At 63.0% G+C, this 24,519-nt stretch carries 26 protein-coding genes and 1 pseudogene; 15 read left to right on the top strand and 12 right to left on the bottom strand.

From position 1 onward, the window contains the following. Positions 1-3: 3 nt before the first annotated feature. Both ACS3WB_RS07805 and ACS3WB_RS07800 read right to left on the bottom strand, forming a co-directional pair. Positions 4-258, bottom strand: a complete 255-nt coding sequence (locus ACS3WB_RS07805; protein WP_438274997.1) for a hypothetical protein — start codon at positions 256-258, stop codon at positions 4-6. 223 nt (positions 259-481) lie between these two features. After that, entirely contained in the window at positions 482-1,480 is a 999-nt protein-coding gene (locus ACS3WB_RS07800) for a P1 family peptidase (RefSeq protein WP_438274996.1), read from the bottom strand. A 315-nt stretch (positions 1,481-1,795) separates the two neighbouring features. Here ACS3WB_RS07800 and ACS3WB_RS07795 point away from each other — a divergent pair, with 315 nt between their 5' ends. After that, positions 1,796-2,530 (top strand): cytochrome c biogenesis CcdA family protein, encoded by a 735-nt coding sequence (locus ACS3WB_RS07795; RefSeq protein WP_438274995.1) that lies wholly within the window; start codon positions 1,796-1,798, stop codon positions 2,528-2,530. A gap of 5 nt (positions 2,531-2,535) precedes the next feature. Here the strand turns inward: ACS3WB_RS07795 and ACS3WB_RS07790 are convergent, their stop codons facing one another. The 6 genes from ACS3WB_RS07790 to ACS3WB_RS07765 form a co-directional block, all read right to left on the bottom strand. Next, the gene (locus ACS3WB_RS07790; protein WP_438274994.1) at positions 2,536-2,670 is read right to left on the bottom strand and encodes a hypothetical protein; all 135 of its coding nucleotides are present in this window, start codon (positions 2,668-2,670) and stop codon (positions 2,536-2,538) included. 90 nt (positions 2,671-2,760) lie between these two features. Beyond that, positions 2,761-3,882: a branched-chain amino acid ABC transporter substrate-binding protein gene (locus ACS3WB_RS07785; RefSeq protein WP_438274993.1), complete on the bottom strand. Its 1,122-nt coding sequence runs from the start codon at positions 3,880-3,882 to the stop codon at positions 2,761-2,763. Positions 3,883-4,098: 216 nt separating this feature from the next. Beyond that, positions 4,099-4,833 (bottom strand): ABC transporter ATP-binding protein, encoded by a 735-nt coding sequence (locus ACS3WB_RS07780; RefSeq protein ID WP_438274992.1) that lies wholly within the window; start codon positions 4,831-4,833, stop codon positions 4,099-4,101. A 145-nt stretch (positions 4,834-4,978) separates the two neighbouring features. Then, a complete protein-coding gene (locus ACS3WB_RS07775) occupies positions 4,979-5,815 on the bottom strand; it encodes an ABC transporter ATP-binding protein (RefSeq protein WP_438274991.1) in 837 nt (278 codons plus the stop codon). Further along, positions 5,812-7,170, bottom strand: a complete 1,359-nt coding sequence (gene livM, locus ACS3WB_RS07770; RefSeq protein WP_438274990.1) for a high-affinity branched-chain amino acid ABC transporter permease LivM — start codon at positions 7,168-7,170, stop codon at positions 5,812-5,814. Before livM ends, ACS3WB_RS07775 begins: the two co-directional genes overlap by 4 nt. Positions 7,171-7,210: 40 nt before the next feature. Next, positions 7,211-8,125, bottom strand: coding sequence for an ABC transporter permease subunit (locus tag ACS3WB_RS07765; protein WP_438274989.1), 915 nt, complete (start codon positions 8,123-8,125; stop codon positions 7,211-7,213). A gap of 412 nt (positions 8,126-8,537) precedes the next feature. Between ACS3WB_RS07765 and ACS3WB_RS07760 the strand changes: the two genes are divergently transcribed. Next, positions 8,538-9,068 (top strand): hypothetical protein, encoded by a 531-nt coding sequence (locus ACS3WB_RS07760; protein WP_438274988.1) that lies wholly within the window; start codon positions 8,538-8,540, stop codon positions 9,066-9,068. Positions 9,069-9,134: 66 nt separating this feature from the next. On the opposite strand, the gene pcaD is transcribed toward ACS3WB_RS07760, so the two are convergent. Next, complete coding sequence (pcaD, locus tag ACS3WB_RS07755) at positions 9,135-9,917, bottom strand: 3-oxoadipate enol-lactonase (RefSeq protein WP_438274987.1); 783 nt, start codon at positions 9,915-9,917, stop codon at positions 9,135-9,137. Between the two features lie 220 nt (positions 9,918-10,137). Here pcaD and ACS3WB_RS07750 point away from each other — a divergent pair, with 220 nt between their 5' ends. The 13 genes from ACS3WB_RS07750 to ACS3WB_RS07690 all read left to right on the top strand — a co-directional run bounded on the left by ACS3WB_RS07750 (position 10,138) and on the right by ACS3WB_RS07690 (position 21,994). Further along, the gene (locus ACS3WB_RS07750) at positions 10,138-11,358 is read left to right on the top strand and encodes an alpha/beta hydrolase family protein (protein ID WP_438274986.1); all 1,221 of its coding nucleotides are present in this window, start codon (positions 10,138-10,140) and stop codon (positions 11,356-11,358) included. A 155-nt stretch (positions 11,359-11,513) separates the two neighbouring features. Next, complete coding sequence (locus tag ACS3WB_RS07745) at positions 11,514-11,960, top strand: SRPBCC family protein (protein WP_438274985.1); 447 nt, start codon at positions 11,514-11,516, stop codon at positions 11,958-11,960. 149 nt (positions 11,961-12,109) lie between these two features. Continuing rightward, on the top strand, positions 12,110-12,595 hold the full coding sequence (locus ACS3WB_RS07740) for a (2Fe-2S)-binding protein (RefSeq protein WP_438274984.1): 486 nt from the start codon (positions 12,110-12,112) through the stop codon (positions 12,593-12,595). A gap of 32 nt (positions 12,596-12,627) precedes the next feature. Continuing rightward, positions 12,628-13,434, top strand: a complete 807-nt coding sequence (locus ACS3WB_RS07735; protein WP_438274983.1) for an FAD binding domain-containing protein — start codon at positions 12,628-12,630, stop codon at positions 13,432-13,434. Positions 13,435-13,439: 5 nt separating this feature from the next. Continuing rightward, positions 13,440-14,348: an AAA family ATPase gene (locus ACS3WB_RS07730; protein WP_438274982.1), complete on the top strand. Its 909-nt coding sequence runs from the start codon at positions 13,440-13,442 to the stop codon at positions 14,346-14,348. Between the two features lie 11 nt (positions 14,349-14,359). After that, positions 14,360-15,562, top strand: coding sequence for a vWA domain-containing protein (locus tag ACS3WB_RS07725; protein ID WP_438274981.1), 1,203 nt, complete (start codon positions 14,360-14,362; stop codon positions 15,560-15,562). A gap of 16 nt (positions 15,563-15,578) precedes the next feature. Then, positions 15,579-15,902, top strand: coding sequence for an XdhC family protein (locus tag ACS3WB_RS07720; protein ID WP_438274980.1), 324 nt, complete (start codon positions 15,579-15,581; stop codon positions 15,900-15,902). A 7-nt stretch (positions 15,903-15,909) separates the two neighbouring features. After that, complete coding sequence (locus ACS3WB_RS07715; RefSeq protein WP_438274979.1) at positions 15,910-16,602, top strand: XdhC family protein; 693 nt, start codon at positions 15,910-15,912, stop codon at positions 16,600-16,602. Next, on the top strand, positions 16,599-18,203 hold the full coding sequence (locus ACS3WB_RS07710; RefSeq protein ID WP_438274978.1) for an NTP transferase domain-containing protein: 1,605 nt from the start codon (positions 16,599-16,601) through the stop codon (positions 18,201-18,203). Before ACS3WB_RS07715 ends, ACS3WB_RS07710 begins: the two co-directional genes overlap by 4 nt. A gap of 183 nt (positions 18,204-18,386) precedes the next feature. Next, the gene (locus tag ACS3WB_RS07705; protein ID WP_438274977.1) at positions 18,387-19,115 is read left to right on the top strand and encodes a TetR/AcrR family transcriptional regulator; all 729 of its coding nucleotides are present in this window, start codon (positions 18,387-18,389) and stop codon (positions 19,113-19,115) included. Beyond that, positions 19,112-19,885 carry an HlyD family secretion protein gene (locus tag ACS3WB_RS07700; protein ID WP_438274976.1) on the top strand — a complete coding sequence of 258 codons (774 nt, stop codon included), beginning with the start codon at positions 19,112-19,114 and terminating at the stop codon, positions 19,883-19,885. The genes ACS3WB_RS07705 and ACS3WB_RS07700 overlap by 4 nt, the downstream gene beginning before the upstream one ends. Before the next feature lie 10 nt (positions 19,886-19,895). Next, a complete protein-coding gene (locus ACS3WB_RS07695) occupies positions 19,896-20,840 on the top strand; it encodes an ATP-binding cassette domain-containing protein (protein WP_438274975.1) in 945 nt (314 codons plus the stop codon). Continuing rightward, complete coding sequence (locus ACS3WB_RS07690) at positions 20,837-21,994, top strand: ABC transporter permease (RefSeq protein WP_438274974.1); 1,158 nt, start codon at positions 20,837-20,839, stop codon at positions 21,992-21,994. The genes ACS3WB_RS07695 and ACS3WB_RS07690 overlap by 4 nt, the downstream gene beginning before the upstream one ends. A 61-nt stretch (positions 21,995-22,055) precedes the next feature. Here ACS3WB_RS07690 and bcsS read toward each other — a convergent pair whose 3' ends face one another. The 3 genes and pseudogenes from bcsS to ACS3WB_RS07675 all read right to left on the bottom strand — a co-directional run bounded on the left by bcsS (position 22,056) and on the right by ACS3WB_RS07675 (position 24,255). Then, on the bottom strand, positions 22,056-22,715 hold the full coding sequence (bcsS, locus tag ACS3WB_RS07685; RefSeq protein WP_438274973.1) for a cellulose biosynthesis protein BcsS: 660 nt from the start codon (positions 22,713-22,715) through the stop codon (positions 22,056-22,058). Between the two features lie 287 nt (positions 22,716-23,002). Further along, a pseudogene (locus ACS3WB_RS07680) lies at positions 23,003-23,437 on the bottom strand (DUF488 domain-containing protein); the annotation flags it as partial. A 14-nt stretch (positions 23,438-23,451) separates the two neighbouring features. Then, on the bottom strand, positions 23,452-24,255 hold the full coding sequence (locus tag ACS3WB_RS07675; protein WP_438274972.1) for a DUF72 domain-containing protein: 804 nt from the start codon (positions 24,253-24,255) through the stop codon (positions 23,452-23,454). Positions 24,256-24,519: the final 264 nt, after the last annotated feature.

Here is a 24,519-nt window from a genome sequence, read left to right as displayed (position 1 = left end):
AATCTAGTGGCAGCCGCATCCGCCACCGAGCAGCCCGCCCAGCACATTGCTGCGGCCGAGCACCGCGCCGAGCACGCCGTTCTTGCCGGTGGTGACCGCGGTGTTGACAACCAGCGCGCCGCGTCCGTCGAGCAGGCCAACCACGCCGCCTCGACCGGTTAGCACGTTTGCTCCGATGCCGATGCCCTGGCCCTTGGCGAAAGCCGGCGCAGCCATGAGCGTGCTGGCGGTCGCGGCGAGAACGAGGATCTTCTTCATGACGTTTCTCCACTGTTGACGTGCGCGATTGCGCGCACCGGGAGACCATCGGCCGGGTACATCGTCATCTCAAGCTATACTGTATATCAACCTTAAATTAGCCCGTTATTTCAAGTATATATACGTATTATACTTGAAAATGATACCGCGTTACATAAGCAAAAATCCTGCTCGCGCAAAATCGCGGCGGCCATCGCCGGTTTTAAAAGTGCGTGCAAAATCTTTATCGCGCAAACCGATCCTTCCATGCCGGCAGCGCATCGGGAAACGGCAGCGCCGTCGCTTCATAGACGCCGCGGGCGATTGCGCGGGCCACCGTATTGGCTGCGACCATGCCGAGTTCGGTCAATCCGATGAACGGATCGATCGGCTTCGCTCCGGTAGCAGCAGCAAACACGACATCGCCGTCGAGCGGGGCGTGCACCGGATAGATCGCCCGCGCGAATCCGGTCTGCGCGATGATCGCGAGCCGTTGTGCCTGCGGTTTGGTGAGTTCGGCGTCGGTGACGACGACGGCCAGCGTGGTGTTTTCGCTTGCCGTTGCCGCCGGGCCGCCCTTCAGCCGCATCGTCAGCATGTCCGGCGTGAACGATGGCGGCAATCCTCGTCCGCCATATTCGCCCTCGGATTCAAATGGCGCCGCCCAGAACCAGGGACCGTCGCCGATCGTGACGCTGCCCACCGCGTTGACTACCGCCAGCGCGGCTACCCGCACGCCGTCTGCCGTAGCGGCCGAAGCCGACCCGAGGCCTGCCTTCAAATTGGCCGTGGTGGCGCCGAGCCCGGCGCCGGCGCTGCCGAGCGCGAAATCGTCTGTCGCTGCCGCCGCGGCGGCGTAGCCGAGATCGCGATAAGGTGCGAAACGACCCCATTGCTTGTTGCCGCCGTTCAAAAGGTCAAAGCACACCGCGCCGGGCACGATGGGGATGACGGCGTCGCTGATCGCAAAGCCTCGCCCGCGTTCGGCGAGCCAGGCCTGAACGCCGCCGCCAGCCTCGATTCCAAAAGCGGATCCGCCCGACAGCGCCAGCGCGTCGACCCGCTCCACGGTGTTGACGGGATCGAGCAGGGTGCTGTCGCGCGTGCCCGGTCCGCCGCCGCGCACGTCGATTGCCGCGACGGCCGGAGAATCGAACAGGATCGCCGTGACGCCGGAGGCGAGCGCTGCATCGTCAGCGTGGCCGACACGAACGCCGGGAATGTCGGTGAGCAGGTTCTTCATGGTTCGGCCTCGTGGGGCTGGTGTGGTGGTGGCCAGAATTTGAAATTCGCCTGCCGGGCAGCGGCGGCGTCGTGAATTCCGGATAAACACTAACAAACCGACGGTTTTAGTGGGGTTTAGGTTCGGAGTTCGTTTTGAAGGACTTCCAGAGAAATGAAGCGAAAGTCTGAACCACCACACCAGACCGCTGGGGACCGGCCGGCCGCCAGATGACGCAGTGAGTCAGCGGGTCAACCGATCACGGTTCGATCACAAACGCAGTCGGACGGAAGCGAAGCTCTTGCGTCGGGGCGGCATCGCAGGGCAAGTAGCCCCATGATTCACGACGTTTCAATTCCCGCCGCGCTGGTCGCGGGCCTTGTCAGTTTCCTATCGCCCTGCGTCCTGCCGCTGGTCCCGCCCTATCTGATCTATCTTACCGGCGCGACCATCGAACATGTCTCCAACGACGAGACGGCGAAGGCTTCGAAGCGGGCCGTCATGCTGGCCGCATTGACGTTCGTGCTGGGATTTTCGACGGTTTTCGTCGCGCTCGGCGCCAGCGCCAGTTTCATCGGCAGCCTCATCCGGGCCTGGTCGGCGCAACTGTCGATCCTCGCCGGCATCGTCATCATCGTCATGGGCCTGCACTTCCTGGGACTGACGCGGATCGGATTCTTGATGCGCGAAGGACGGCTCACCGCGCCGAAGCCGGTTGGCCTGTGGGGCGCCTATGTGATGGGGCTCGCCTTCGCGTTCGGCTGGACGCCCTGCATCGGGCCGATCCTGGCGGCGATCCTGTCGGTCGCAGCGGCGGAGGCCACGGTCGTGAAGGGTGCCGGACTGCTTGCCGTCTATTCGGCGGGGCTCGGCATTCCGTTCCTGCTGGCGGCGTTCATGATCGAACGGTTCGCTTCGCTGTTCAACCGCATGAAACGCCACCTCAACACCATCGAGCGGGGGATCGGTGTGCTGATGGTGCTGACCGGCATCGCGTTTCTCACCGGCACGATCTCGAACGTCAGCATCTGGCTGCTGGAGACTTTTCCGGCGCTGCAGAATTTCGGGTGAGGTTCTCAAAAGCCCTCGTTGTTACTTCCGAAGTCGTGCCAGCGCTTGTCGCGAATCCAAACCGTCTGCGCGAGAAGATTGAAGGCGGGTTCGGCGCTCCGCGCCGCCTTCGGAAATGACGGCCGGGGAAATACCATCATGCCCTGTCGGGCTTACGCGATCAGGACCCGCGCTTGACAAAAAACGCCCCGGCGAACCGGGGCGTTGAATGTCGCGGTAAGGCATGTTGTTCAGGTACCCTTGCCGGGATCGAGTTCGGCATAATTGCCTTTGTCGTCCCATTTGTAGATGACGTAGTCGATCTGCTTGATGTCGCCCTTGGCATCGAACTCCAGCTTGCCGAGAACGGTGTCCCACGCACCCGCCTTGAGAGCCTTCATGACCTTCATCGGATCTGTCGTGCCGGCTTTGGCGGCCGCCTGTGCCCACACCTGCATCGCCGCATAGGTGTAGAGGGTGTAGCCCTCCGGATCGACGCCCTTGGCCTTGAATCGATCGACGATCGTCTTGGCTGTCGCCTTCTTGCGCGGATCGGGGCCGAAGGTGAACAGCGTGCCCGCGGCGGCCGGGCCGGTGATCGAAGCAAATTCCCTGTCGGCCAGCGCGTCGCCGGCCATCAGAACAGTTTTCATGCCCTGATCGCGCATCTGGCGCACAATCAGCCCGGCCTCCTGATGATAACCGCCGACGAACACGAGGTCGATATTATCCCGCTTCATGCGCGAAACGATCGCGCTGAAATCCTTGTCGCCCTTGTTGTAGGATTCGAACATTTTCTCCTGGAAGCCGGCCTTGTTGAGCGCCTTCTTGGTTTCGTCAGCGAGGCCTTTGCCATAGGTCGTCTTGTCGTTGAGAATGGCGACGTTCTTGCCCTTGTAATTTTTGAGAATGTACTCGGCGGAGACCAGGCCCTGCTGATCGTCGCGGCCGCAGACTCGGGCGACGTTCCAAAGCTTGCGCTCGGTGAACAGCGGATTGGTCGAAGCGGGCGTGATCTGCAGCACGTTGCCGTCGGCATAAGCTTCCGAGGCCGGGATGGACGAGGACGAACAGTAATGTCCCGCGACGAATGGAATGCCCTGACTCGCGATCTTCTCCGCGACCGAGCGGGCTTGCTTCGGATCGCAGGCGTCGTCGCCGACGAACAGAACAAGCTTTTTGCCAAGCACGCCGCCGGCCTCGTTCAGGTCGGCAACCGCTTGATCAGCGCCATTCTTGAGCTGGCGGCCGAACGCGGATTCGCTGCCGGTCATCGGGCCGGCCACTGCGATTGTGATGTCCTGCGCGAACGCGGCCGTCGAAAGAGCGAGCGATGCTCCCAGGGCCAGGCCGATGAGCTTCAAGGATGTCATACGTGGTCCTCGCGATGATGTTACGGAGGGTCCGGCGCGGTGCGAACCAGCGCCATTGTCGGCTGAATCGGCGGCGAAGTCATCGGCAATTTGGGGTTGCGCGACACCCAGCCACCTGAGCCGAGCGATGTTTTCACCCTCATTCCATCTTCTGATCGGGCGTGATCTTAGCCGAAACCCGGTGCTGTCGCGCGGCCTTTCGGTGGGGATCATGCCCTAGATTTTCCGGCCGCCCTCCAGATAGGCCGCGCGGATTTCCGGCTGCGCCAGCAGTTCAGCACCGGTTCCGCTGAGGGTGATCAGGCCATTGACCATGACGTAGCCGCGATGCGCCAGCCGCAGGGCATGGTTGGCATTCTGCTCGACCACCAGAACGGTCAGGCCATCCTCGCGATTGAGGCTGCGAATTGCATCGAAAATCTGGCGCGCGATCAAAGGCGCCAGACCGAGGGAGGGCTCGTCCAGCATCAGCAGTCGCGGGCGGCTCATCAGCGCACGGCCGATGGCCAGCATCTGCTGCTCGCCGCCGGACAGCGTGCCGCCGCGCTGGGTCAGGCGCTCCTTGAGGCGTGGAAACAGCGTCAGCACGCGATCGAGGCTCGCCGCGCGATCGCTTTGATTCGACTCGGTTGCATCAGCGCCCATCTGCAGATTTTCGGCGACGCTCATGCGCGGAAAAATCCGCCGGCCTTCGGGCGACTGTGCGATGCGCATGCGCGCGATCTCGTGGGTCGCCATGCCGGTGATGTCTCGGCCATCGAATTCGATGCTGCCAGCCTTGGCTCGGGGGCGGCCGAATATCGTCATCATCAGCGTCGATTTGCCGGCACCATTGGCGCCGATCAGCGTCACGATCTCGCCCGGCCTGATGACGAGGTCCACGCCCTTCAGCGCCTCGATCTTTCCGTAGGCCGCGCGGAGCCCGCGAATGACGAGGAGCGGCTGGCTCATCAGACGGCCTCCGCGCCCAGGACGCAAAGCAATGCGAAGCGTTGCTCTGCTGAGCCGTGGCGGCGCGCACGGTTCGTCAATGTCCTGGTTCCGCGGAGCGGCGCCGCAGCGTCGCAGCGCGCCCACGTTTTAGTGCGAAAGGCCGTCATGCGTCGTCCTCCATGACGGCGGCGGCGGTGTCCTCGTCGGTGCCGAGATAAGCCGCGATCACCTTGGGGTCGTCGCGAATGGCGCGCGGTGCGCCGTCAGCGATCTTGACGCCGTAGTCCAGCACAACGATGTGATCGGAAATCTCCATCACCACGGACATGTCATGCTCGATCAGCAGGATCGAGGTGCCGTAGTCAGCACGGATCGCCAGCAGAAGTTCGTTGAGCGCCGCGCTTTCCCGCGCGTTCAGCCCGGCGGCAGGCTCGTCGAGGCAGAGCAGTACCGGCTCGGTGCACATCGCGCGGGCGATTTCCAGGCGGCGCTGGTCGCCATAGGGCAGGTTGCCGGCGGCGTCATCGCCGCGTGCAAGCAGGCCGATGCGACCGAGCCAGGATCGCGCCCGCTCGATCGCGTCGCGCTCCGCTATGCGCCACGACGGGAGGCCGAGCAACCCGAGCAGCGTGAAGCCCGACGCGCGCATCAGCGTGTTGTGCTGAGCGACCATCAGATTCTCAAGCGCCGTCATCCCCGGAAACAGGCGGATGTTCTGGAAGGTGCGGGCGACTTTCGCCACCTTGGAAATCCGGAAATCATTCAGCCGTTCGAGGCGCAAAATGCCGCCCCCGGCCTGCGCCAGCCGTATCGAACCGCCGCTCGGTCTGTAAAATCCGGTGATGCAGTTGAAGACGGTAGTCTTGCCCGCGCCGTTCGGCCCGATCAGCGCCGTGATCCTGTTTCGCCTCGCCGAGAAAGACAGGTCGTTGACCGCGACGATGCCGCCGAAGCGCATCGACAGGTGCTCGACGGCAAGGATGTCGTCGCCGCCGTTCATCCGTGGCCTTCCTTGACGAGGTCGGACGAGATCGCCCGGTTGTGCTCAAGAAAAACGGTTGGCGAGCGGTGCCCGACCAGGCCGCGCGGACGCCAGATCATCAGGAGCACCATCACGGCTCCGAACACCAGCATGCGGTACTGGTCGAAACCGCGAAATAATTCGAAGCCGCCGATCATGGCCAGCGCTGCGAGCGCGACGCCGAGTTGCGAACCCATGCCGCCCAGCACGACGATGGCGAGAACCAGCGCCGATTCCTGGAAGGTGAAGGATTCCGGGCTGATGAAGCCTTGACGGGTCGCGAAGAATGCGCCGGCGAAACCGCCAAACATGGCGCCGGTGGCGAATGCCGTCAATTTCGTCGTCGTAGTATTGATGCCGAGCGCTCGGCACGCGACCTCGTCCTCGCGCAACGCTTCCCAGGCGCGCCCGATGGGAAGGCGGCGCAAGCGGATCGTCACCCAGTTCGTCAGCAGCGCCAGCGCAAGAATGATATAGAACAGGAACACGATGCGATGGGTCGGCGAGAATGGAATCCCGAGCTTTGCGGCAAGGCCGCTCTCGCCCGGCATCAGTGGGATGCCGAAGAAGGTCGGGCGCGGAATGCCGCTGATCCCGTTGGGCCCGCCGGTCAGATCCTGCCAGTTGATGATGACGAGGCGGATGATCTCGCCGAACGCGAGCGTGACGATGGCCAGATAGTCGCCGCGCAGCCGCAGCACGGGAAAGCCGAGCATCACACCCCAGCACGCCGCGAGCAATCCGGAGATCGGCAGCAGTACCCAGAATGCCCATGGGCCGAGCTGCAGGAAATCAATGGAGATATAGGGATAGCTGGTCGTGAGCTGCGGAAACGGCAGGCCGCTTTGCGCCAGCAGCGCGAAGGAATAGGCGCCGACGGCGTAGAAGGCCACATAGCCGAGGTCGAGCAGACCGGCGAGACCGACCACCACATTCAGGCCCCATCCCAGCATGACGTAGGTCAGCACGAGAATTGCAAGATCAAGGATGTAGCGGTTGTCGTAGAAGATCACCGGAACGAGAAGCGTGAAGATCAGGAGCGCCGGTCCGAGCAACCGCCCCGCGAAGCGGAGACCGGCCTGAAGCGGCAACGGAACGCCGCGCGCAGGGTCCGCCGGACCCCACCACAGCCGAAACAATTCGACCAAGATGCTGCCGGCGAACACGATGCCGACCATCATGGCGAGTTCGCCGAAGCGTGTTTCGTAGGTCAGTTGCCCGTTTTCACCGGGAAAGGTGCGGATGCCGACCATCAGGGAAAACAGGATCAACGCCACGAAAGCGCTGATCACGGATTTCTTCAAAATGAAGATGACGGCCGGTTCGCGCGCCACGGTCGGTTGTCTCGAAGCTGGCGCTGCCACGTCGGGTCCGTCAGACTTTTTCGACTTCGGGCCGGCCGAGCAGGCCGGTCGGCATGAAGATCAGCACGACGATGAGGATCGAGAAGGCGGCGACGTCCTTGTACTCGACCGAAAAATAGGCCGACCAGAATGTCTCGATCAATCCGATCGCGAGGCCGCCGAGCATCGCGCCCGGCAGTGAGCCGATGCCGCCGAGTACCGCCGCCGTGAACGCCTTGATGCCGGCGACAAAGCCCATGAAGAAATCAACGAGGCCGTAATAGAGCAGGTACATCATGCCGGCCACGGCGGCGAGCGCTGCCCCGATCACGAAGGTCATCGAGATCGTGCGGTCGACGTCGACGCCGAGCAGCGCCGCCATGGTCTGGTCCTGCTCGCAGGCGCGCATGTCGCGGCCGAAGCGGGTGCGCGACACCATGTAGCTGAAGATCGCGAGCAGCACGATGGTGGCGACCACCACCACGATCTGGATGTTGGACAATTGCACCGCGAAATTGCCGGAATCATGCAGCGTGTAGCCGCCGGTGATGAGGGGCGGTATCGGCTTGACCTGCGCGCCCTGGGCAACCTGTGAAAAGTTGGACAGCACGAACGACATGCCGATCGCCGACAGCAACGGCGCCAGGCGGAACGAGTGCCGCAGCGGCCTGTAGGCGATGCGCTCGACGACCCAGCCATAAACAGCGGTGATCGCCATCGAGACCAGCAGCACAATGAGCAGGATCAGCGGCACGGCCGAGATGCCCATCGATACCAGGATCAGGAAGGTGATGAGAGCGATGAAGCCGCCGATCATGAAGATGTCGCCGTGAGCGAAATTGATCATGCCGACGATGCCGTAGACCATCGTGTAGCCGATCGCGATCAGGCCGTAGATCGAGCCGAGCACAAGGCCGTTGATCAGTTGCTGGGCGAAATAATCCATGCGCTGCCGTTGCGTGTCCCCAAACGCGGCCAATCAGACGCGGGCGATGGAGGTCCGGCAGCCGGACCGGCGCGTCTTGAATCAATGTCTAACAGTGGCAACGGAGTGCGGCAACCGCAGGCGGCGATATCCCGGCGTCCGGCGGTTTGGCATTTCGCGCGCCTTCGGGTTCCGGCGGGGCCGTACGCGTGGGCGACCAGGGCAAAATGGCGGGAAGCTTGCGTCGATCGCCGCGAGAGTTCCCGGAGGCGGCATTGGGTTTTGCGGGGCAGGCTGGTCCCAAAGTTGTCCACAGGTCCGAGGGCCGATTAAGGTAAATAAAGGGTTTCAATTGTCCGCGCGAGTTTACGGGCGTTACCTCGCCGCCAAAGGCCGCGACAGATAGGCGGCCACGCAGAAGCGGGATGGCGGCATGGCGACGAATTCCTGGCGGATCAGCACCGTCAACGGTGCATTGCTGGCGCTCTATTTCATTCCGGCATGGACCATGGTGGCGTTCAACATCATGATATCGCCGGTACACGGGCTCTATACCCTTCCGAACGTCTCCGTGGCGCTCTTTCTCAGCGACCATATGAATTTCGCGACGGTAAGCATGGTGCGCATGGCCTGGCTTCTCGCACTCGGCAAGATGACCGTGGTCGCGTTCTTCGCGGTGTTTCTGATGATGACGATGCGCGCCTCGGTCCGGAAATCCGGTGGCTGCGACGAGGCGCTGGCGCTGGCGCTCGGTATCGGCAGCCTCATTACATTCGGCAGCATGGTGATGGCGTCACGAGTCGGCGAGATGGCGGCGCTGCGCCTGCACTCGACCGAACTGCTGTTGCTGGTCGGTGGTGCGATCCTGATGGCGATCGAGCCGCCGTTCCAGCGCAATCCGGCGCCGATGCGGCAATGGCCTCCGCAGCCGGAAATCCACCCTTTCAGCACTACCGGTTCCTGAACGGATCGCATTGCGGTCGCGGTTGTGCGAAGCGGCGTGAGAACGCCGCCTCGCGCCGGGACGCGCCTATCGTTGCATCAGGAAGCCAGCCACCGCCTCCGTGAAGGCGTGCGATTGCTCGACATTGGAGATGTGCGCGGCGTCGAGAATGGTCATGCTGGCGCCGGGAATCTGGCTGCGGATATATTCCGCCCCTGCGATGGGCGTCGACTTGTCGTGTCGGCCGGCGATGACGAGCGTCGGGCTCTTGATCCGCGGCAGCAGCGCACGCTGGTCGAGCGTGCTCAGCACTTCGCAGCAGGCGATGTAGCCCTCCGGCGGTGACGCGCTCAGCATGGCTTTTATCTTCGCCGCAGTCTGCGGTTCGCGTTCGCGAAAATCCGCAGTCAGCCAGCCGCTGATCACGGTATCCACGATCGCTTTGAGGCCACCGTCCCTGACGGCCTTAATGCGGGCGTGCCAGTTGGCCGGGTCCGGATAATAGCAACCGGCATTGGCGAGAACGATGCGGTCGAAACGCTCCGGGGCGTTGGCTCCGAGCCATTGCCCGACCATGCCGCCCATGGACAATCCGCACCAGTGCGTTTTCGCGATGTTGAGGTCGTCCAGAATCGCCAGCACGTCGCGGCCGAATCGCTCCATCGAGTAGGGACCGGGCGGCACACCGGACTTGCCATGGCCGCGCCTGTCATAACGAACGATGCGGAACAGTTTCGACAACGGGGCGATCTGCGGCTCCCACATCTGCATCGTGCAGCCGAGCGCATGCGACAGCATCAGGGTCGGGCCGCTGTCGCGCCCTTCGACGGAGACATTCAGCAGGCAGCCGTCGGCATCGATCATAGGCATTGTGTTTTCTCCTGCGCACAGCGAACGTTTTTGAGGCGCGGACTCAACCTCGTACGCAGCCGAATGCAGATGGATTATCGTGCGTTTCACCGGTGGTGTGCAAGGTGGGCGGACTACCATGCACCGCGTGAACTGGATGCAGATGTGCTGAACTGGTAGAACCGCGGCGGGCCGGTGGAGATCATCGACAACCGTGTCATGGAAATGCGAGGATGAAGCCATGCCTGGTCTTTTCCGCGACGAACTGCACGAGGATTTCGGTACCTGGCCGGTCGCTTACATTCCCTATGGCGGGGCGGACTTCGGAGAGGTCCAAGCGATCGCGGAGGCCATTGGCGACGGCGATGACAGCGCCTATTACGACGCTTGGACCGCCGCGGCAGGTCGGCTGAGCACTGAAGCTGACGATGCGCTCGCCAGGGGACATATCACGAGCGCACGCGCACTTTACCTCAAGGCCAGCGCTTTTTACGGCGCGTCCTTTCACCCCATCTACGGCGCCCCCGTCGATCCACGCCTGACAGCCGCTTTCGCCAGGCAGATGGCGGCGTTCGACAAGGGACTGGCGCTCGGTCCCAATCCTGTTGCACCGCTCGCCATTCCGTTCGGTCGGACGCCGCTTCCGGCTTATTTCATTCCGGCGGAAGGTTTCGAAGCTGAGACACGGCCGCTCATCGTCTTCAACAACGGCTACGACGGCACCATCACGGATATGTATTTCGCCAGCGCTGTCGCGGCGTCGCGGCGGGGCTATCACAGCCTGCTGTTCGACGGCCCCGGTCAGGGCGCCATGCTGTATAAATGCGGCGTCCCGCTGCGGCCCGACTGGGAGGTTGTCATCAAGGCGGTGGTCGACTTTGCCGAAACGCTGCCGCTGGTCGATGCGAAGCGCATCGTGCTCTCCGGCTGGAGCCTCGGCGGTCACCTTGCCCCGCGCGGCGCGTCGGGCGAGCCGCGCATCGCCGCACTGATCGCCGATCCCGGCACCTGGAGCATCGCGGATGGATTCCGCGATGTCTTGGTGCGCTCGTTCGGCGTTCCGCCTGAGGCGGCGGCCGATCTTGGCGCTTTGCACCAGGCTATCATCGACAAGGCGGATGCCTTCATCCGCAGCAACCGTCAACTGAACTGGAAAGTGGTCCAGCGCGGCTTCTGGGTGCATGGCGTCAACGATCTGCGTGCCTATCTTGCGTCGACGGAGCTTTTCACGATGCGGGGGCGGGCGAACCTGATCCGATGCCCGACCTTGATCACGCAGGCCGAGAATGACGGTTTGGCGGCAGGGGCCGGGGCTTTCTTCGACGCCCTCGAATGCCCCAAGACTCTGATGCGCTTCAGCGCGATGGAGGGTGCGGGCGGACATTGCGAGATGGGCAATCGCTCTCTCCTCAACGGGCGCGTGCTGGATTGGCTCGACGAGCAATTCGACAAGCATCGCTGAAAAAAGATTGGGCTGAAAAAGATCAGACAGCCGATCGGATTGGAATGGTTCGTTTCGCCACCGAATTGTAGTCCTCTTTCATTTGCCCAGATCGGCGCTTACCTGAAAGGTCGCTCGCCCTCGAACGGGCGGCGCGCGGACGGAGGAGGCAGCGCATGGCGATGACGATGAACGGCGAAGTCCAGCTTCCGGCATCCCGCGAAGCGGTCTGGGCCAGGCTCAACGATCCCGAGGTTTTGAAAGCCTGCATTCCCGGCTGCGAGGAATTGACCCGGACCGACGCCAACGAATTTCATGCCGTCGCTAAAATGAAGATCGGTCCGGTATCCGCTCGCTTCAAAGGCAAGATCACGCTCAGCGATCTCGACCCGCCGAACGGGTACAGGATTTCGGGCGAGGGGGAGGGCGGCGTCGCCGGTTTTGCCAAAGGTGACGCAACGGTGGTGCTGACCGAGCACGACGGCGGCACCCTGCTCAAATACGATGTGGAAGCGCAGACCGGCGGCAAGCTGGCGCAACTGGGTCAACGGCTGATCGGCGGTACGGCCAAAAAGCTCGCTGACGAATTTTTTGCGAACTTCGCCAGGGCAACTCAGGAATAAAGGCGGTTCAGGGTTAGGCCTGAGGTCGCGCTGATCGTGGCCGGCCGCGGACCACCCGCGAGGTTGCTCATTACCGGGATGGCCCATATCATGGATCACCTCGCGGACAACCGTTCGGATGTGCGGCACTGGATTCGAAGAGAGCGCCGATGGCCAAGATTTCGCTGATCGTGAACGGCAAACCGACGGCCGCCAATATCGATCCCCGCACGCTACTGGTGCAGTTCCTGCGCGAAAACCTCCGCCTGACCGGCACCCATGTCGGATGCGACACCTCGCAATGCGGCGCCTGTGTCGTGCATCTCGACGGCAAGGCCGTGAAGTCCTGCACCCTGCTGGCGGTGATGGCGGACGGTCACGAGGTCACGACCATCGAGGGTCTCGCCGCGGACGGCGCGCCGCTGCATCCGATGCAGGAAGCCTTCCGCGAGCATCATGGTTTGCAATGCGGCTTCTGCACACCGGGCATGATCATGAGCGCGATCGATATGGTTCATCGCAAGGGCTACGAACTCGACGATCAGACCATTCGTGAGGAGTTGGAGGGCAATCTCTGCCGCTGCACCGGCTATCAGAATATCGTCCAATCGATTGCAGCCGGAGCCATGGCGATGGCGAAATCGGATCCCGCATGAGTCACGGCGTGATGATGCCGAGGACCTGAGCCATGTACGAATTCAAATATCATCGACCGGCGACGGTGCGGCAGGCCGCCAACCTGCTGGTCAGGAACGAAGACGCCAGGCTGATCGCCGGCGGCCACACGCTGCTGCCGGTCATGAAGCAGCGGCTCGCCAGTCCTGCGCACCTGATCGATCTCTCCCACATCGAAGGTCTCGACGGCATCGAGATGAAGGGACGCTCGCTCGTGATCGGCGCGACCGCGAAGCACGCCGACGTCGCTGGCTCGCCTGTCGTAGGCGAGGCTATCCCGGCACTGGCCGAACTCGCCGCGCTGATCGGCGATCCGGCCGTGCGCCACAGTGGTACCATCGGCGGCTCGCTCGCGAACAACGATCCGACCGCCGATTATCCGGCGGCGTGCCTGGCGCTCGACGCCACCATCGTCACCAACAAGCGCCGCCTGAAGGCGGAGGAATTTTTTCAGGGAATGTTTTCCACCGCGCTGGACAGCGACGAGATCATCACCCGGGTGATGTTTCCGCTGCCGAAGAAGGCGGCCTATCAGAAATTCCGCAACCATGCCTCGCGCTATGCGCTGGTTGGCGTCTTCGTCGCCAGGCGGCCGTTGGATGTGCGCGTCGCGGTTACCGGCGCCGGCGCTGGTGGCGTCTTCCGCGTGACGGCATTCGAAGAGGCTTTGAAGAAGAGCTTCAAGTCGAAATCGCTGGAGGGATTGACGGTGCCTGCCACGGGCCTCAACAGCGACCTGCATGGCAGCGCGGACTATCGCGCGCATCTGATCGGGGTACTTGCGCGGCGTGCTGTCGATGCCGCGAACGGCAGGGCATGACATTCATGACGACATCAGCGCTGCCGCCGTCCGTCGACGCGACGCTCGATATGCTGGCGAAGCACAGCTATTTCGCCGAGCGATCGCTGGCGACGGTCGTGTTTCTTTCGCTGCGCATGGGGCGACCGCTGTTTCTCGAAGGCGAGGCCGGCGTCGGCAAGACCGAGATCGCGAAAGTGCTCTCGGCCGCCTTGGGACGCAAGCTGATCCGGCTGCAATGCTACGAGGGGCTCGATATCGCGTCCGCCGTTTACGAATGGAATAGTGCGGCGCAAATGATTGCCATCCGGCTGGCGGAAGCAGCCGGCGATGCCGATCGCGAGCAGTTGTCCAGCGACATCTTTGCCGAGCGATATCTGATCAAACGGCCGTTGCTTCAGGCGCTGGAGCCGGATGTGGCGGGGCCGCCCGTGCTTCTGATCGACGAGCTTGATCGCGCCGACGAGGCTTTCGAGGCCTATCTTCTGGAAATCCTCAGCGACTTCCAGGTGACGATTCCCGAATTCGGCACCGTCAAGGCGTCGACACCGCCTATCGTCATCGTGACCTCAAACCGGACCCGCGAAATTCATGATGCGTTGAAGCGGCGGTGCCTCTATCACTGGATCGATTATCCCTCGGCCGAGCGGGAGCTTGCGATCGTCAAATCGCGGGTGCCGGGCATTTCCGCGAAGCTGTCGCAGCAGGTGGTCGATTTCGTGCAGGCGCTGCGCAATCAGGATCTCTACAAGAATCCGGGCGTCGCCGAGACCATCGACTGGGCGACGGCGCTGACCGAACTCGACGCGCGGTCGCTGACGCCGCAGGTTATCGGCGACACCGTGGGCGCGCTCCTGAAATACCAGGACGATATCGGCCGAATGCAGGGCGATACCTTGCAGAAGGTGTTGAAGGAAGCGAACGGCGATCGATAGAGCAGGACTGCATGGCCATCAATCATCTCGATCCGCCGACCGGACAGATCGCGGACAACGTCGTCGGCTTTGCGCGGACGCTGCGCGCCGCAGGCCTTCCGGTCGGGCCGGGCGCTGTGATCGACGCATTGAACGCTTTGCGCTTGATCGACATTGGAAAGCGCGCGGACGTCTTCACCACGCTTGAATCGGTTTTCGTCACACGCCACGATCACGCACTGATCTTCGCCCAGGTTTTCGATCTGTTCTTTCGCGCTGCGGAGGAATGGAAGAGCATGCTGGATTCGGTTGCGCTGCCGGTTCAGGCAAAGAAGTCGCCGCCGCCTGCGACGCGGCGCGTTCAGGAGGCGCTGGCGCAGCCGGCGATTGCCGGCGATAGCGACGTGTCCGAGGAGCGGGAGGTCCGGCTCTCGGTCTCCGACCGCGAGGTGCTGCAGAAAAAAGACTTTGCCCAGATGAGTGCGGCGGAGATCGTCGAAGTTACGCAGGTCATCGCGAAGATGAGGCTGCCGCAGGCGGAGCTTCGCACCCGGCGCACCCGGCCCGATCACCGCGGGCTGCGGCTCGACCTGCGCCGGACGCTGCGCGGCAGCCTGCGGACCGGTGGCGATATCGTCGATATCCATCGCCTGGGCCTCGTCGACAAGCCGGCTCCGATCGTGGCGCTCCTGGATATATCGGGCTCCATGAGCGAATATACCCGGCTGTTCCTGCATTTTCTCCATGCCATCACCGATGCGCGCAAGCGCGTCTCGGTCTTTCTGTTCGGGACGCGGCTGACCAACGTGACCCGCGCGTTGCGGACGCGCGATCCGGACGAGGCGCTGGCCGCCTGCTCATCCGCGGTCGAGGACTGGGCCGGCGGAACGCGGATCGCGACCTCGTTGCATGGTTTCAACAAGCTGTGGGGCCGGCGCGTGCTGGCGCAGGGCGCGATCGTGCTGTTGATCACCGACGGGCTGGAGCGTGAGGCCGACTCAAGACTGGCGTTCGAGATGGACCGGCTGCACCGCTCCTGCCGCCGATTGATCTGGCTCAACCCACTATTGCGCTATGATAGCTTTGAACCGAAGGCGCAAGGAATTAAATTGATGCTGCCGCACGTTGACGAATTTCGCCCGGTGCATAATTTGTCGTCTATCAAGGGGCTGATGGCCGCGCTGTCCCCGGCGCCCGTATCGCGTCGCCGCGATCTCCACCGCCATGCAGCTTGAATAGAAGTAGTCCGCCATGCTCGATCGCGACGAGGATATTCTGAAGGCTGCCGAGGACTGGCGGAAAGCCGGTCACGGCGTTGCGCTCGCGACGGTGGTTGAAACCTGGGGATCGGCACCACGTCCCGCCGGTTCGAACCTCGTCGTCAACGACGACGGCACGTTTCTCGGCTCGGTCTCCGGTGGCTGCGTCGAAGGCGCCGTGGTGACCGAGGCGCTGGACGTGATCTCCAGCGGCACGCCCAGGATGCTCGAGTTCGGCGTGACTGACGACACGGCCTGGAAGGTCGGACTGTCTTGCGGCGGCACCATCCGTGTCTTCGTCGAGAAAGTCGGCTGAGCGTGAAATGAAACTCGCCACGCTCGCAGAGATCAACAGGGAGCGGGCCGCGCGGCGGCCGGTGATCGTGGTGACCGATATCGCCAACGGCGAGCAGCGTATCGTCAAGGCAGCCGATCTCGCTGGCGATCCATTGCATACGGAACTGGAAAGACACCTGCGCATGGGCAAGAGCGGAACGGTCGAAATGGACGGCCGAAAACTGTTCCTGAATGTCCATGCGCCGACGGCGAGGCTTGTGATCGTCGGCGCGGTCCACATCAGCCAGGCATTGGCGCCTCTCGCGCGGTCGCTTGGCTATGACGTCACCGTGGTAGATCCGCGCACGGCATTTGCGAGTCCTGAGCGGTTTCCGGACATGCCGCTGATCGCCGAATGGCCGGACGTCGCGCTGCCGCCGCTCGATATCGACCACTATACCGCCTTTGTCGCGCTGACCCACGATCCCAAAATCGACGATCCGGCGCTGCTGCACGCTCTCGAGCACGATTGCTTTTACATCGGCGCGCTGGGTTCGCCGAAAACCCACGAGAGGCGCGCAGAGCGATTGAAGGCACAGGGGGTTTCCGACGCTGGCCTCGCGCGCATCCATGCGCCGATCGGGCTGGAGATCGGCGCTATTTCGCCCTCCGAGATCGCAGTAGCCATCATGGCGGAAATCACGGCGCAGCTACGGCTGCCGAAAGCGAGCGCGGCATGAAATTTGGTCCTGCTGCCCCGGACGATGCGATCGGCGGCGTCACCGTTCATACCCTGCGTCAGGGGGCATTCGTGCTCAAGAAGGGCACCACTATCGGTCCGGTGGAGGTCGAGGCTCTGAACAGGGCGGGCGTGAAGGAGGTGGTCGTCGTCCGTCTCGAGGACGGCGATGTGTCCGAGGACGAAGCGGCGTCGGGTGTCGCCAAAGCCGTCGCCGGCGAGGGCGTCACGGTCGAGCGGGCTTTCACCGGCCGCGCCAACCTGTTCGCAGCGCGCACCGGCGTGCTGGTGATCGATCGCGCGGCGGTCAACCGCATCAACAATGTCGACGAAGCCATCACGTTTGCAACGCTTCCGGCCTACAAGCCGGTGGTTCAGGGCGAGATGATCGCAACCGTCAAGCTGATCCCATTCGGTGTCAGGGCGGAACTGCGCGACGCAGCGGTGGCGGCCGCGCGGCGCGACGTTCTGCGCGTCGCGCCTTATCGCATCAAGCGCGTCGGTGTCGTTTCCACCATCCTTCCCGGCCTGGCGCCGAAGGTGATCGACAAGACATTGCGGGTGACCGCCGATCGTCTTGCGCCGGCCGGCGCGACGATGATCGCCGAGCGGCGGGTGCCTCACGACCAGACGGTGTTGTCGGCCACGATCAAGGAGATGCTCGATCTCGGCGCCGAACTGGTCATCGTGTTCGGCGCGTCCGCGATCGCCGATCGCCGCGATGTCATTCCCGCGGCTCTCACTGCCGCCGGCGGCGTGATCGAACACTTCGGCATGCCGGTCGATCCCGGTAACCTGCTTCTGATCGGAAGGGCGCGCGGCGTGCCGGTTGTGGGTGCGCCGGGCTGTGCTCGTTCTCCTGTTGAAAACGGCTTTGATTGGGTGCTGATGCGCCTGCTCGCCGGATTGAAGGTCGCACGACGCGACCTGACCGGGATGGGGGTGGGCGGCCTGCTGATGGAAATCGTGACGCGGCCGCAACCGCGTATTTCGCCAGGAGCCGACAGCAACAACAATATTGCGGCGGTGATCCTCGCGGCCGGACGTTCGACCCGCATGGGCGGCCATAACAAGCTGCTGGCCGAACTGCATGGCAAGCCGCTGGTTCGCGTCGTGGTGGAGCAGGTACTGGCGTCAAAAGTATCAAGCGTGACTGTCGTCACCGGCCATCAGGCCGCGGAAGTCGAGCGCGCGTTGCGCGGGCTGAACGTGACGTTCGTGTACAATCCGGATTTTCCCACAGGGTTGGCCAGTTCGCTCAAGGCCGGCATCGGCGTGGTTCCGAAAGAGGCGGGCGGCGCGTTGATCTGTCTCGGTGACATGCCGCTGATCGACGCGCATCTCCTCGATCGGCTGATCGCGGCCTTCGCGCCGGATCGCGGCATGCTGATCGCGGTCCCGGTCAGCGATGGCAGTCGCGGCAATCCGGTGCTGTGGTCGCGCCGGTTCTTCGGCGAACTGATGTCGCTCGAGGGCGATATCGGAGCGCGCAATCTGATCGCGCAGCACACGGAGGTCGTGGCGGAAGTCGCGGTGGAAGATCAAGGGGCGTTTCTCGACATCGATACGCCGCAGGCGCTGGCGGCGATGCAGCGCGGCTGATCGCGCCTCCCGGCAAGCGGTTCGCCTTCCTCAGCCTATCCGATCCGACCAGATGTGCCGATAAGACGCCTCTGTCTGAAATTCTCTAGATAATACAGTAATATGATTGGCATCACGGCGGATTGAGCGCTCGCGTCACATACATATCTTGAATATGACTGACCAGTCAGTCATATTGTTTTTATGAAAGCTGCAAAAGCAAAGCCACGAAAAACCGCAACCGCGACCGCGAGCTCCGCCAAATCGCGAGCGATTGCAGGCCCAGAGGGCGCCGCGGGGTCCGCGCAAACCGGCAGGACTGTCAAACCCCCGAACCGCGCGGCGCGCGCGGCGCAACGGCGTGCGGCGATCATCGCGGCGGGCCTCGATGAGTTCACCGCGCGTGGTTTTGCCGCCACCCGTCTGGACGACGTGGCGAAGCGGGCCGGAGTGGCCAAAGGCACGATCTATCTGCACTTCAAGGACAAGGAGGCGCTATTTCAGGAACTGGTGAGAACGGCGCTCGTGCCGCTGATCGGAAACCTGGCGGCCGCGCCTGCTGCCGGTGGATCGGTGCGGGATATCCTCGAACGCTTCGCCGAGACTTTTGTGCGCGAGATCGCTGAGACCAAGCGCGGCGATATCGTTCGTTTGATCGTCGCGGAGGGCGCGCGCTTTCCGTCGCTCGCCGATTTCTACTTTCGTGAAGTCGTTTCGCGCGGCCTCGCGGCCATGCGCAAGCTGATCGAGAGTGGCATCGCGCGCGGAGAGATCCGTCATGAGCGCCTTGCCGACTTCCCCCAGATCGTCGTTGCGCCTGCTTTGGTCGCCGTGATGTGGCAGGGCCTGTTCGGCCGGCATGCGCCGCTCGATGCCGTGGCGATGCTCAAGGTCCATCTCGATCTGATCTTTGGCGAACGGAGGGTGTCATGACCACTCGGGGCGTCATCGTGCGTGCCGGCGCCGTGTTGGCGTTGACGGTTCTCGTTGCCGGCTGCGGTGCGAAGTCGTCGCCGGGTTATCAGGGCTGGGTCGAGGCCGACATGATTTTTGTCAGTCCTGACGAGAGCGGCCGTGTCACCAGACTGAATGTGCGCGAAGGCGACGCTGTCGAGGTCGGCGCACTTCTCTATTCGGTCGACGACGACCTGCAACAGGCCGATCTCAATCAGAACAAGGCGACGCTGGCGAATGCGCAGCAGACTTATGACCGCGCGGCATCGCTGAGGAAGACCGGGGCGGGCACGCAGGCCACCCTGGATTCCGCCGTTTCGGCGCTGCGTGTCGCCGAAGCGCGGGTCAACACCTCGGAAACGCGGCTGGCGCGCCGCAAGGGTTTTGCGCCGGTCGCGGGGACCATCCAGCAAATCTATTTTCGCGAAGGCGAGATGGCGCCGGCGCAACGGCCGGTGCTGTCGATCATGCCGCCCGGCAACATGAAGATTCGTTTTTTTGTGTCGGAGCCCGATTTGCCGAAACTCAAGATCGGGCAGGACGTCCGCATCACCTGCGATAACTGTGTGTCCGATCTGGCGGCCAAGATTTATTTCATCGCCACTCAGGCCGAATACACGCCGCCGGTGATCTACAGCCTCGAGGAGCGCAACAAGCTGGTGTTCCTGATTCAGGCGCGACCCAACAGGCCAGACAATCTTCGGGTGGGGCAGCCGATCACCGTTCAACTCGACGCCGCGACACACTGAGGGCCGCGCCATGAGTCAGGCAGCCGTGAAAGCATCCGACATCGCGATCGAGGTTTCCGGCCTCTCGAAGTCGTTCAAGGGCCGCGAGGTCGTGCATGATCTGTCCATGACGGTGAAGCGTGGGATGATCTACGGTTTCCTCGGTCCCAACGGCTCCGGCAAGACAACCACCATCCGTATGCTTTGCGGACTGCTGACGCCGGACAGCGGCGAGGGCACCTGCCTCGGCTATGACATCCGCCGCGACGCGGACAAGATCAAGCGCCGGGTCGGCTACATGACCCAGCGCTTCAGCCTGTATCAGGACCTGTCGGTGCGCGAGAACCTGGAGTTCGTCGCACGGCTCTATGGCATGCGGAATGCGCCCGGCGCGGCGTTGGCAATGATCAAACGGCTCGGTCTCAATGGCCGCGAGGAGCAGCTTGCGGGCGAATTGTCCGGGGGCTGGAAGCAGCGCCTCGCACTCGGCGCCTGCACGCTGCCGAACCCCCAACTCCTCCTGCTCGACGAGCCGACCGCCGGTGTCGATCCCAAGGCGCGACGCGAGTTCTGGAACGAGATTCATGCGCTGGCCGCGGATGGCCTGACGGTGCTGGTCTCGACGCATTACATGGACGAGGCTGAACGCTGTCACGAGATCGCCTATATCGCCTATGGTCATCTGCTGGTGCACGGCACCGTGGATGACGTCATCGCAAAGTCGGCGCTGACCACCTATACGGTCGCGGGCGGCGATATCAATGCGCTGTCGGCCGAACTCGCAGGCAAGCCGGGCATCGACATGGCCGCGCCCTTCGGCGCCAGCCTGCATGTCTCAGGCCGCGACAAGGCCGCGCTCGAAGCGACGATCGCGCCGTATCGCGGCCGTGGCGATCTGCACTGGCAGCAGAGTGAGCCGTCGCTGGAAGACGTGTTCATCGAACTGATGAACCGTTCGAAGGATAATTTCCAATGAGCGCCGCGGACGACCATTCCGCCGAAAGGGAGATGTCGTTCGGCTTCTGGCGGCGCAGCTACGCCATGCTGGTGAAGGAGTTCATCCAGCTCCGGCGCGACCGGGTATCGTTCGCGATGATCGTGATGATTCCGGTGATGCAGCTTCTGCTGTTCGGCTATGCCATCAACACCACGCCGCGCCATCTGCCCACCGCGGTTCTGATGCAGGAGGACAGCGATCTCGCACGCTCGATTCTCAAGGCGCTGGAAAATACATCCTATTTCCGCTTCACGCAGGAGGTGCACGACGTTGAAACCTTCGACAATCTCCTGAAATCGGGCAAGGTGCTGTTCGGCGTCGAAATTCCGCGCGGCTTCGAGCGCGGCGTGCGGCGTGGTGACCGTCCGGCGCTGCTGGTTGCCGCCGACGCCACCGATCCCGTGGCCGCCGGCTCCGCATTGGGTGCGCTCGGCCCGATCGTACAGACCGCGCTGGCGCACGATCTGTTCATCGGCAATCCGCCTGATCCGCCATTCGAAATCCGGGCGCATGCGCGTTACAACCCTGCGGCGTCTTCGCGGCTGAACATCGTGCCCGGGCTTGTCGGCACCATCCTCACCATGACCATGCTGATCTTCACGGCCTTGTCGGTCACGCGCGAGATCGAGCGGGGCACCATGGAAAGCCTGCTGTCGATGCCGATCACCCCGGTCGAGGTGATGATCGGCAAGATCCTGCCTTACGTGCTGGTGGGTTTCATCCAGGCGGCATTGATCATCGGCATCGGGGCGTTGCTGTTCGGCGTGCCCATCGACGGAAGCCTGACGCTGCTGGCGTTGCTGTCGACGCTGTTCATCACGACCAATCTCGCTGTTGGATACACGTTCTCGACAATCGTGCAGAACCAGCTCCAGGCGATGCAGATGTCGATGATGTTCTTTCTGCCAAGCATCCTGCTGTCCGGCTTCATGTTCCCGTTCGCGGGCATGCCGGTTTGGGCGCAGTATGTCGGTGAATGCCTGCCGCTGACGCACTACGTCCGGATTGTCCGCGCCATCATGCTGAAGGGAGCGACGCTGCAAAACCTGCAATACGATACGCTCGCACTGCTGGCGCTCATGCTGGTGGCGATGGTGATCGCGGTGACACGATTCCGCCGCACACTGGATTAGGGCATGATCCCGAAAGTGGAAAACGGCTTTCGGTCAGCCCGATCAAATGATTCCGAAAACGTCACTTCCGGAACAGAACGCCGATCCGCCCATAGATGCCGTTGCGGTCGAAACTGTCCTCAAGAAAGCCGGCGCCGACCGACCATTCCGCCGGTCCGGTCCTGAAACCCGTGAGGTGCGCGCCGATCCGGTATTGGGTGGAATACTCGTCGGCGGATGCGGAGATTTCAGGCCCGATCCAGAATCTGTCCAACAAACGCCAGCCGGCCGCCGCGCGAGCGCTGTATCCCGATCCGATCGTCGTGGCCGAGGCGGCCGCCGCCACCATCATCGTGGGCGTGGGCTCCCACCATACCTCGGTCGCGATGCGAGCGCCGAAGTGGCTGCCGCGCAGCTTGTCGGTTGGAACATCCGGTTTCAACGCATGGCTTTCGAGGGCGGGCCCCGCGAAGATCTTGATCTCGACATTGCCGCGCTTGACGCGCCATCCCGGCAAGACAGAGGCGCGGAAGATGTTGGTGGTGAAGCGCTGCGTCGGCGTGTCGTAACGCTCGAAATCATCGGACATGAACAGGCGGACCAGAAAGCCGTCGTTATTCAGGCCGCCTTGCGGCGCCAGCAGCATCCCTGCATAGCCGGCCTGGCCGTTGCGCCAGAGATCGACGCCGCTGAAAAACAGGAAACGTTCGGGTTTTGAGCCGCCGATGAGTGTGTCGGCCAACGGGGGACCGGCTGCCGGCTGGGCCAATGACCGACCCATCACCGCGCATGCCAGCACGGCGGCCAAAGCGATTGCGCGCTTTTCACAACGCACTGAGCCCCCCAAGCCCTCATCCGTACAACTACTGATAGCAGGTGGGCACAACGTCGCGTAAGGGAACAATGAGCGAACTTCCACATGGCCCGGAGCTGCTTCTGATAGAATCGGACAGGGCTCCAAGCCCGAGGACATGCTTCGCCCGAAAATGATTCAGGACGCCATCGGCTCTCGCATCTGCGGTGCGGCCAGATCCTGGCGCCGACGCGGTCGTTGATGATCTCGGCGATCCAGCGGCGGTGGCAATGCCAGTGATCGCGCTCATAGCAGAGAATGCAGACCGGTCCAGCTTGCTGGACGAGCGCTGAGAGTTCGTCCAGTTCCTCGCGCGCCTGCGGCGTCTTCAGATGCGCTGTGTAGATGTCGTGCAGCACATCGAATTTGCCGCTGCGCCGGGCCAGCCGGCCCTGCTTCGGCGTGCCGAGCCCGCGCAAGTGCAGGTAGGCAATGCCGCGGCCGTCGAGGCTCGCGGCGAGCTGGTTCTTTGAAAAGCCGGGACGGCGGGATGAGGTGACGGCGCGGACATCGACGAGCAGTTTGACGCCGACGTGTTCCAGTTCATCGAGCACGGCTCTAGCTGGCGCTTGCTCATAACCGATGGTGAAGAGCCGGCTTTCCGGCGTCATGTCGTGTCCTCCCGTCACCTGACGCGTTCGATCAGCTCCATCGCGCCTGCCGGTGCGCGCACCTTGCCTTCGTGGATCACGTAAGCGAAGACGTCGCGCGGTATTTTCTTCGGTCTGGCAGTGTCGATGCGGGGCAGGTCGTCCGGCTCGCCGCCTGAGGCCCACGTCTGAAGTCGCTCGGCCCAGGCGTCGAGTTGTTTCGGAGGATAACAGGTCTTGATGTCGTCGCTTCCCTTCTGCAGGCGGGCATAGACGAAATCCGCGGTGATGTCGGCGATCGCCGGATATTTGCCGTGCTCGGCGAAGACGACGGGCACCTCGAACTGCCGCAGCAGCGCGATGAACGCCGGCGTGCAAAAGCTGTCGTGGCGGACTTCGACCACATGCCGCAGCGCGCGCTTTTCCAACTCCCGTGGCAACAGCTCCAGGAACCTGCCGAAATCGGCTTCGTCGAACGCCTTGGTCGGGGCGAATTGCCACAGCACCGGTCCAAGGCGGTCCCCAAGTTCCAGCACTCCGGAATCATAGAAACGTTTCACCGAATCGCCGGCTTCGGCCAGCACGCGCCGATTGGTGGCGAAGCGCGGCCCTTTGAGCGAGAACACAAAGCCATCGGGCACCTCGCGCGCCCATTTGCGGAAACTTTCGGGCTTCTGCGATCCGTAATACGTGCCGTTGATTTCGATCGAGGTGAGTTTTGAGGCGGCGTAGGTGAGCTCTTTCGCCTGCGCCAGCTTGTCTGGATAGAAAACGCCGCGCCACGGCGCGAAGGTCCAGCCGCCGATGCCGATGTAGATCCTGCCTGCCTTGCCTGCCATCTGACCTGCCTCTTGCGAACGTTGCGGCCGTACCTATCTCAGTATCAACGGCGGTGTCGAAGCCCGCTCCATCGCCGGAACGACCACGGGATAACTCGGCTGCGCCGGATGTACGCGCGCCCTGTTGTTCGTGGTCGTTGTCGTTCCGGTCGTCGGCATTCAGCCTGATTTCCATACATTTTCGGCTTTTGGAAGATTTCGAGACCCGCTGATTTGGCTGTGCCTAGGCCGGCTGCCTCGATTCTGGTCGCCTTGGCATCTGCG

Origin of the sequence: Nitrobacter sp. (assembly GCF_051535215.1) — a bacterium.
Classification (GTDB): domain Bacteria; phylum Pseudomonadota; class Alphaproteobacteria; order Rhizobiales; family Xanthobacteraceae; genus Nitrobacter.
Note: the sequence above shows the minus strand (reverse complement) of the source record. Positions and strands in the feature narration are given on the sequence as shown.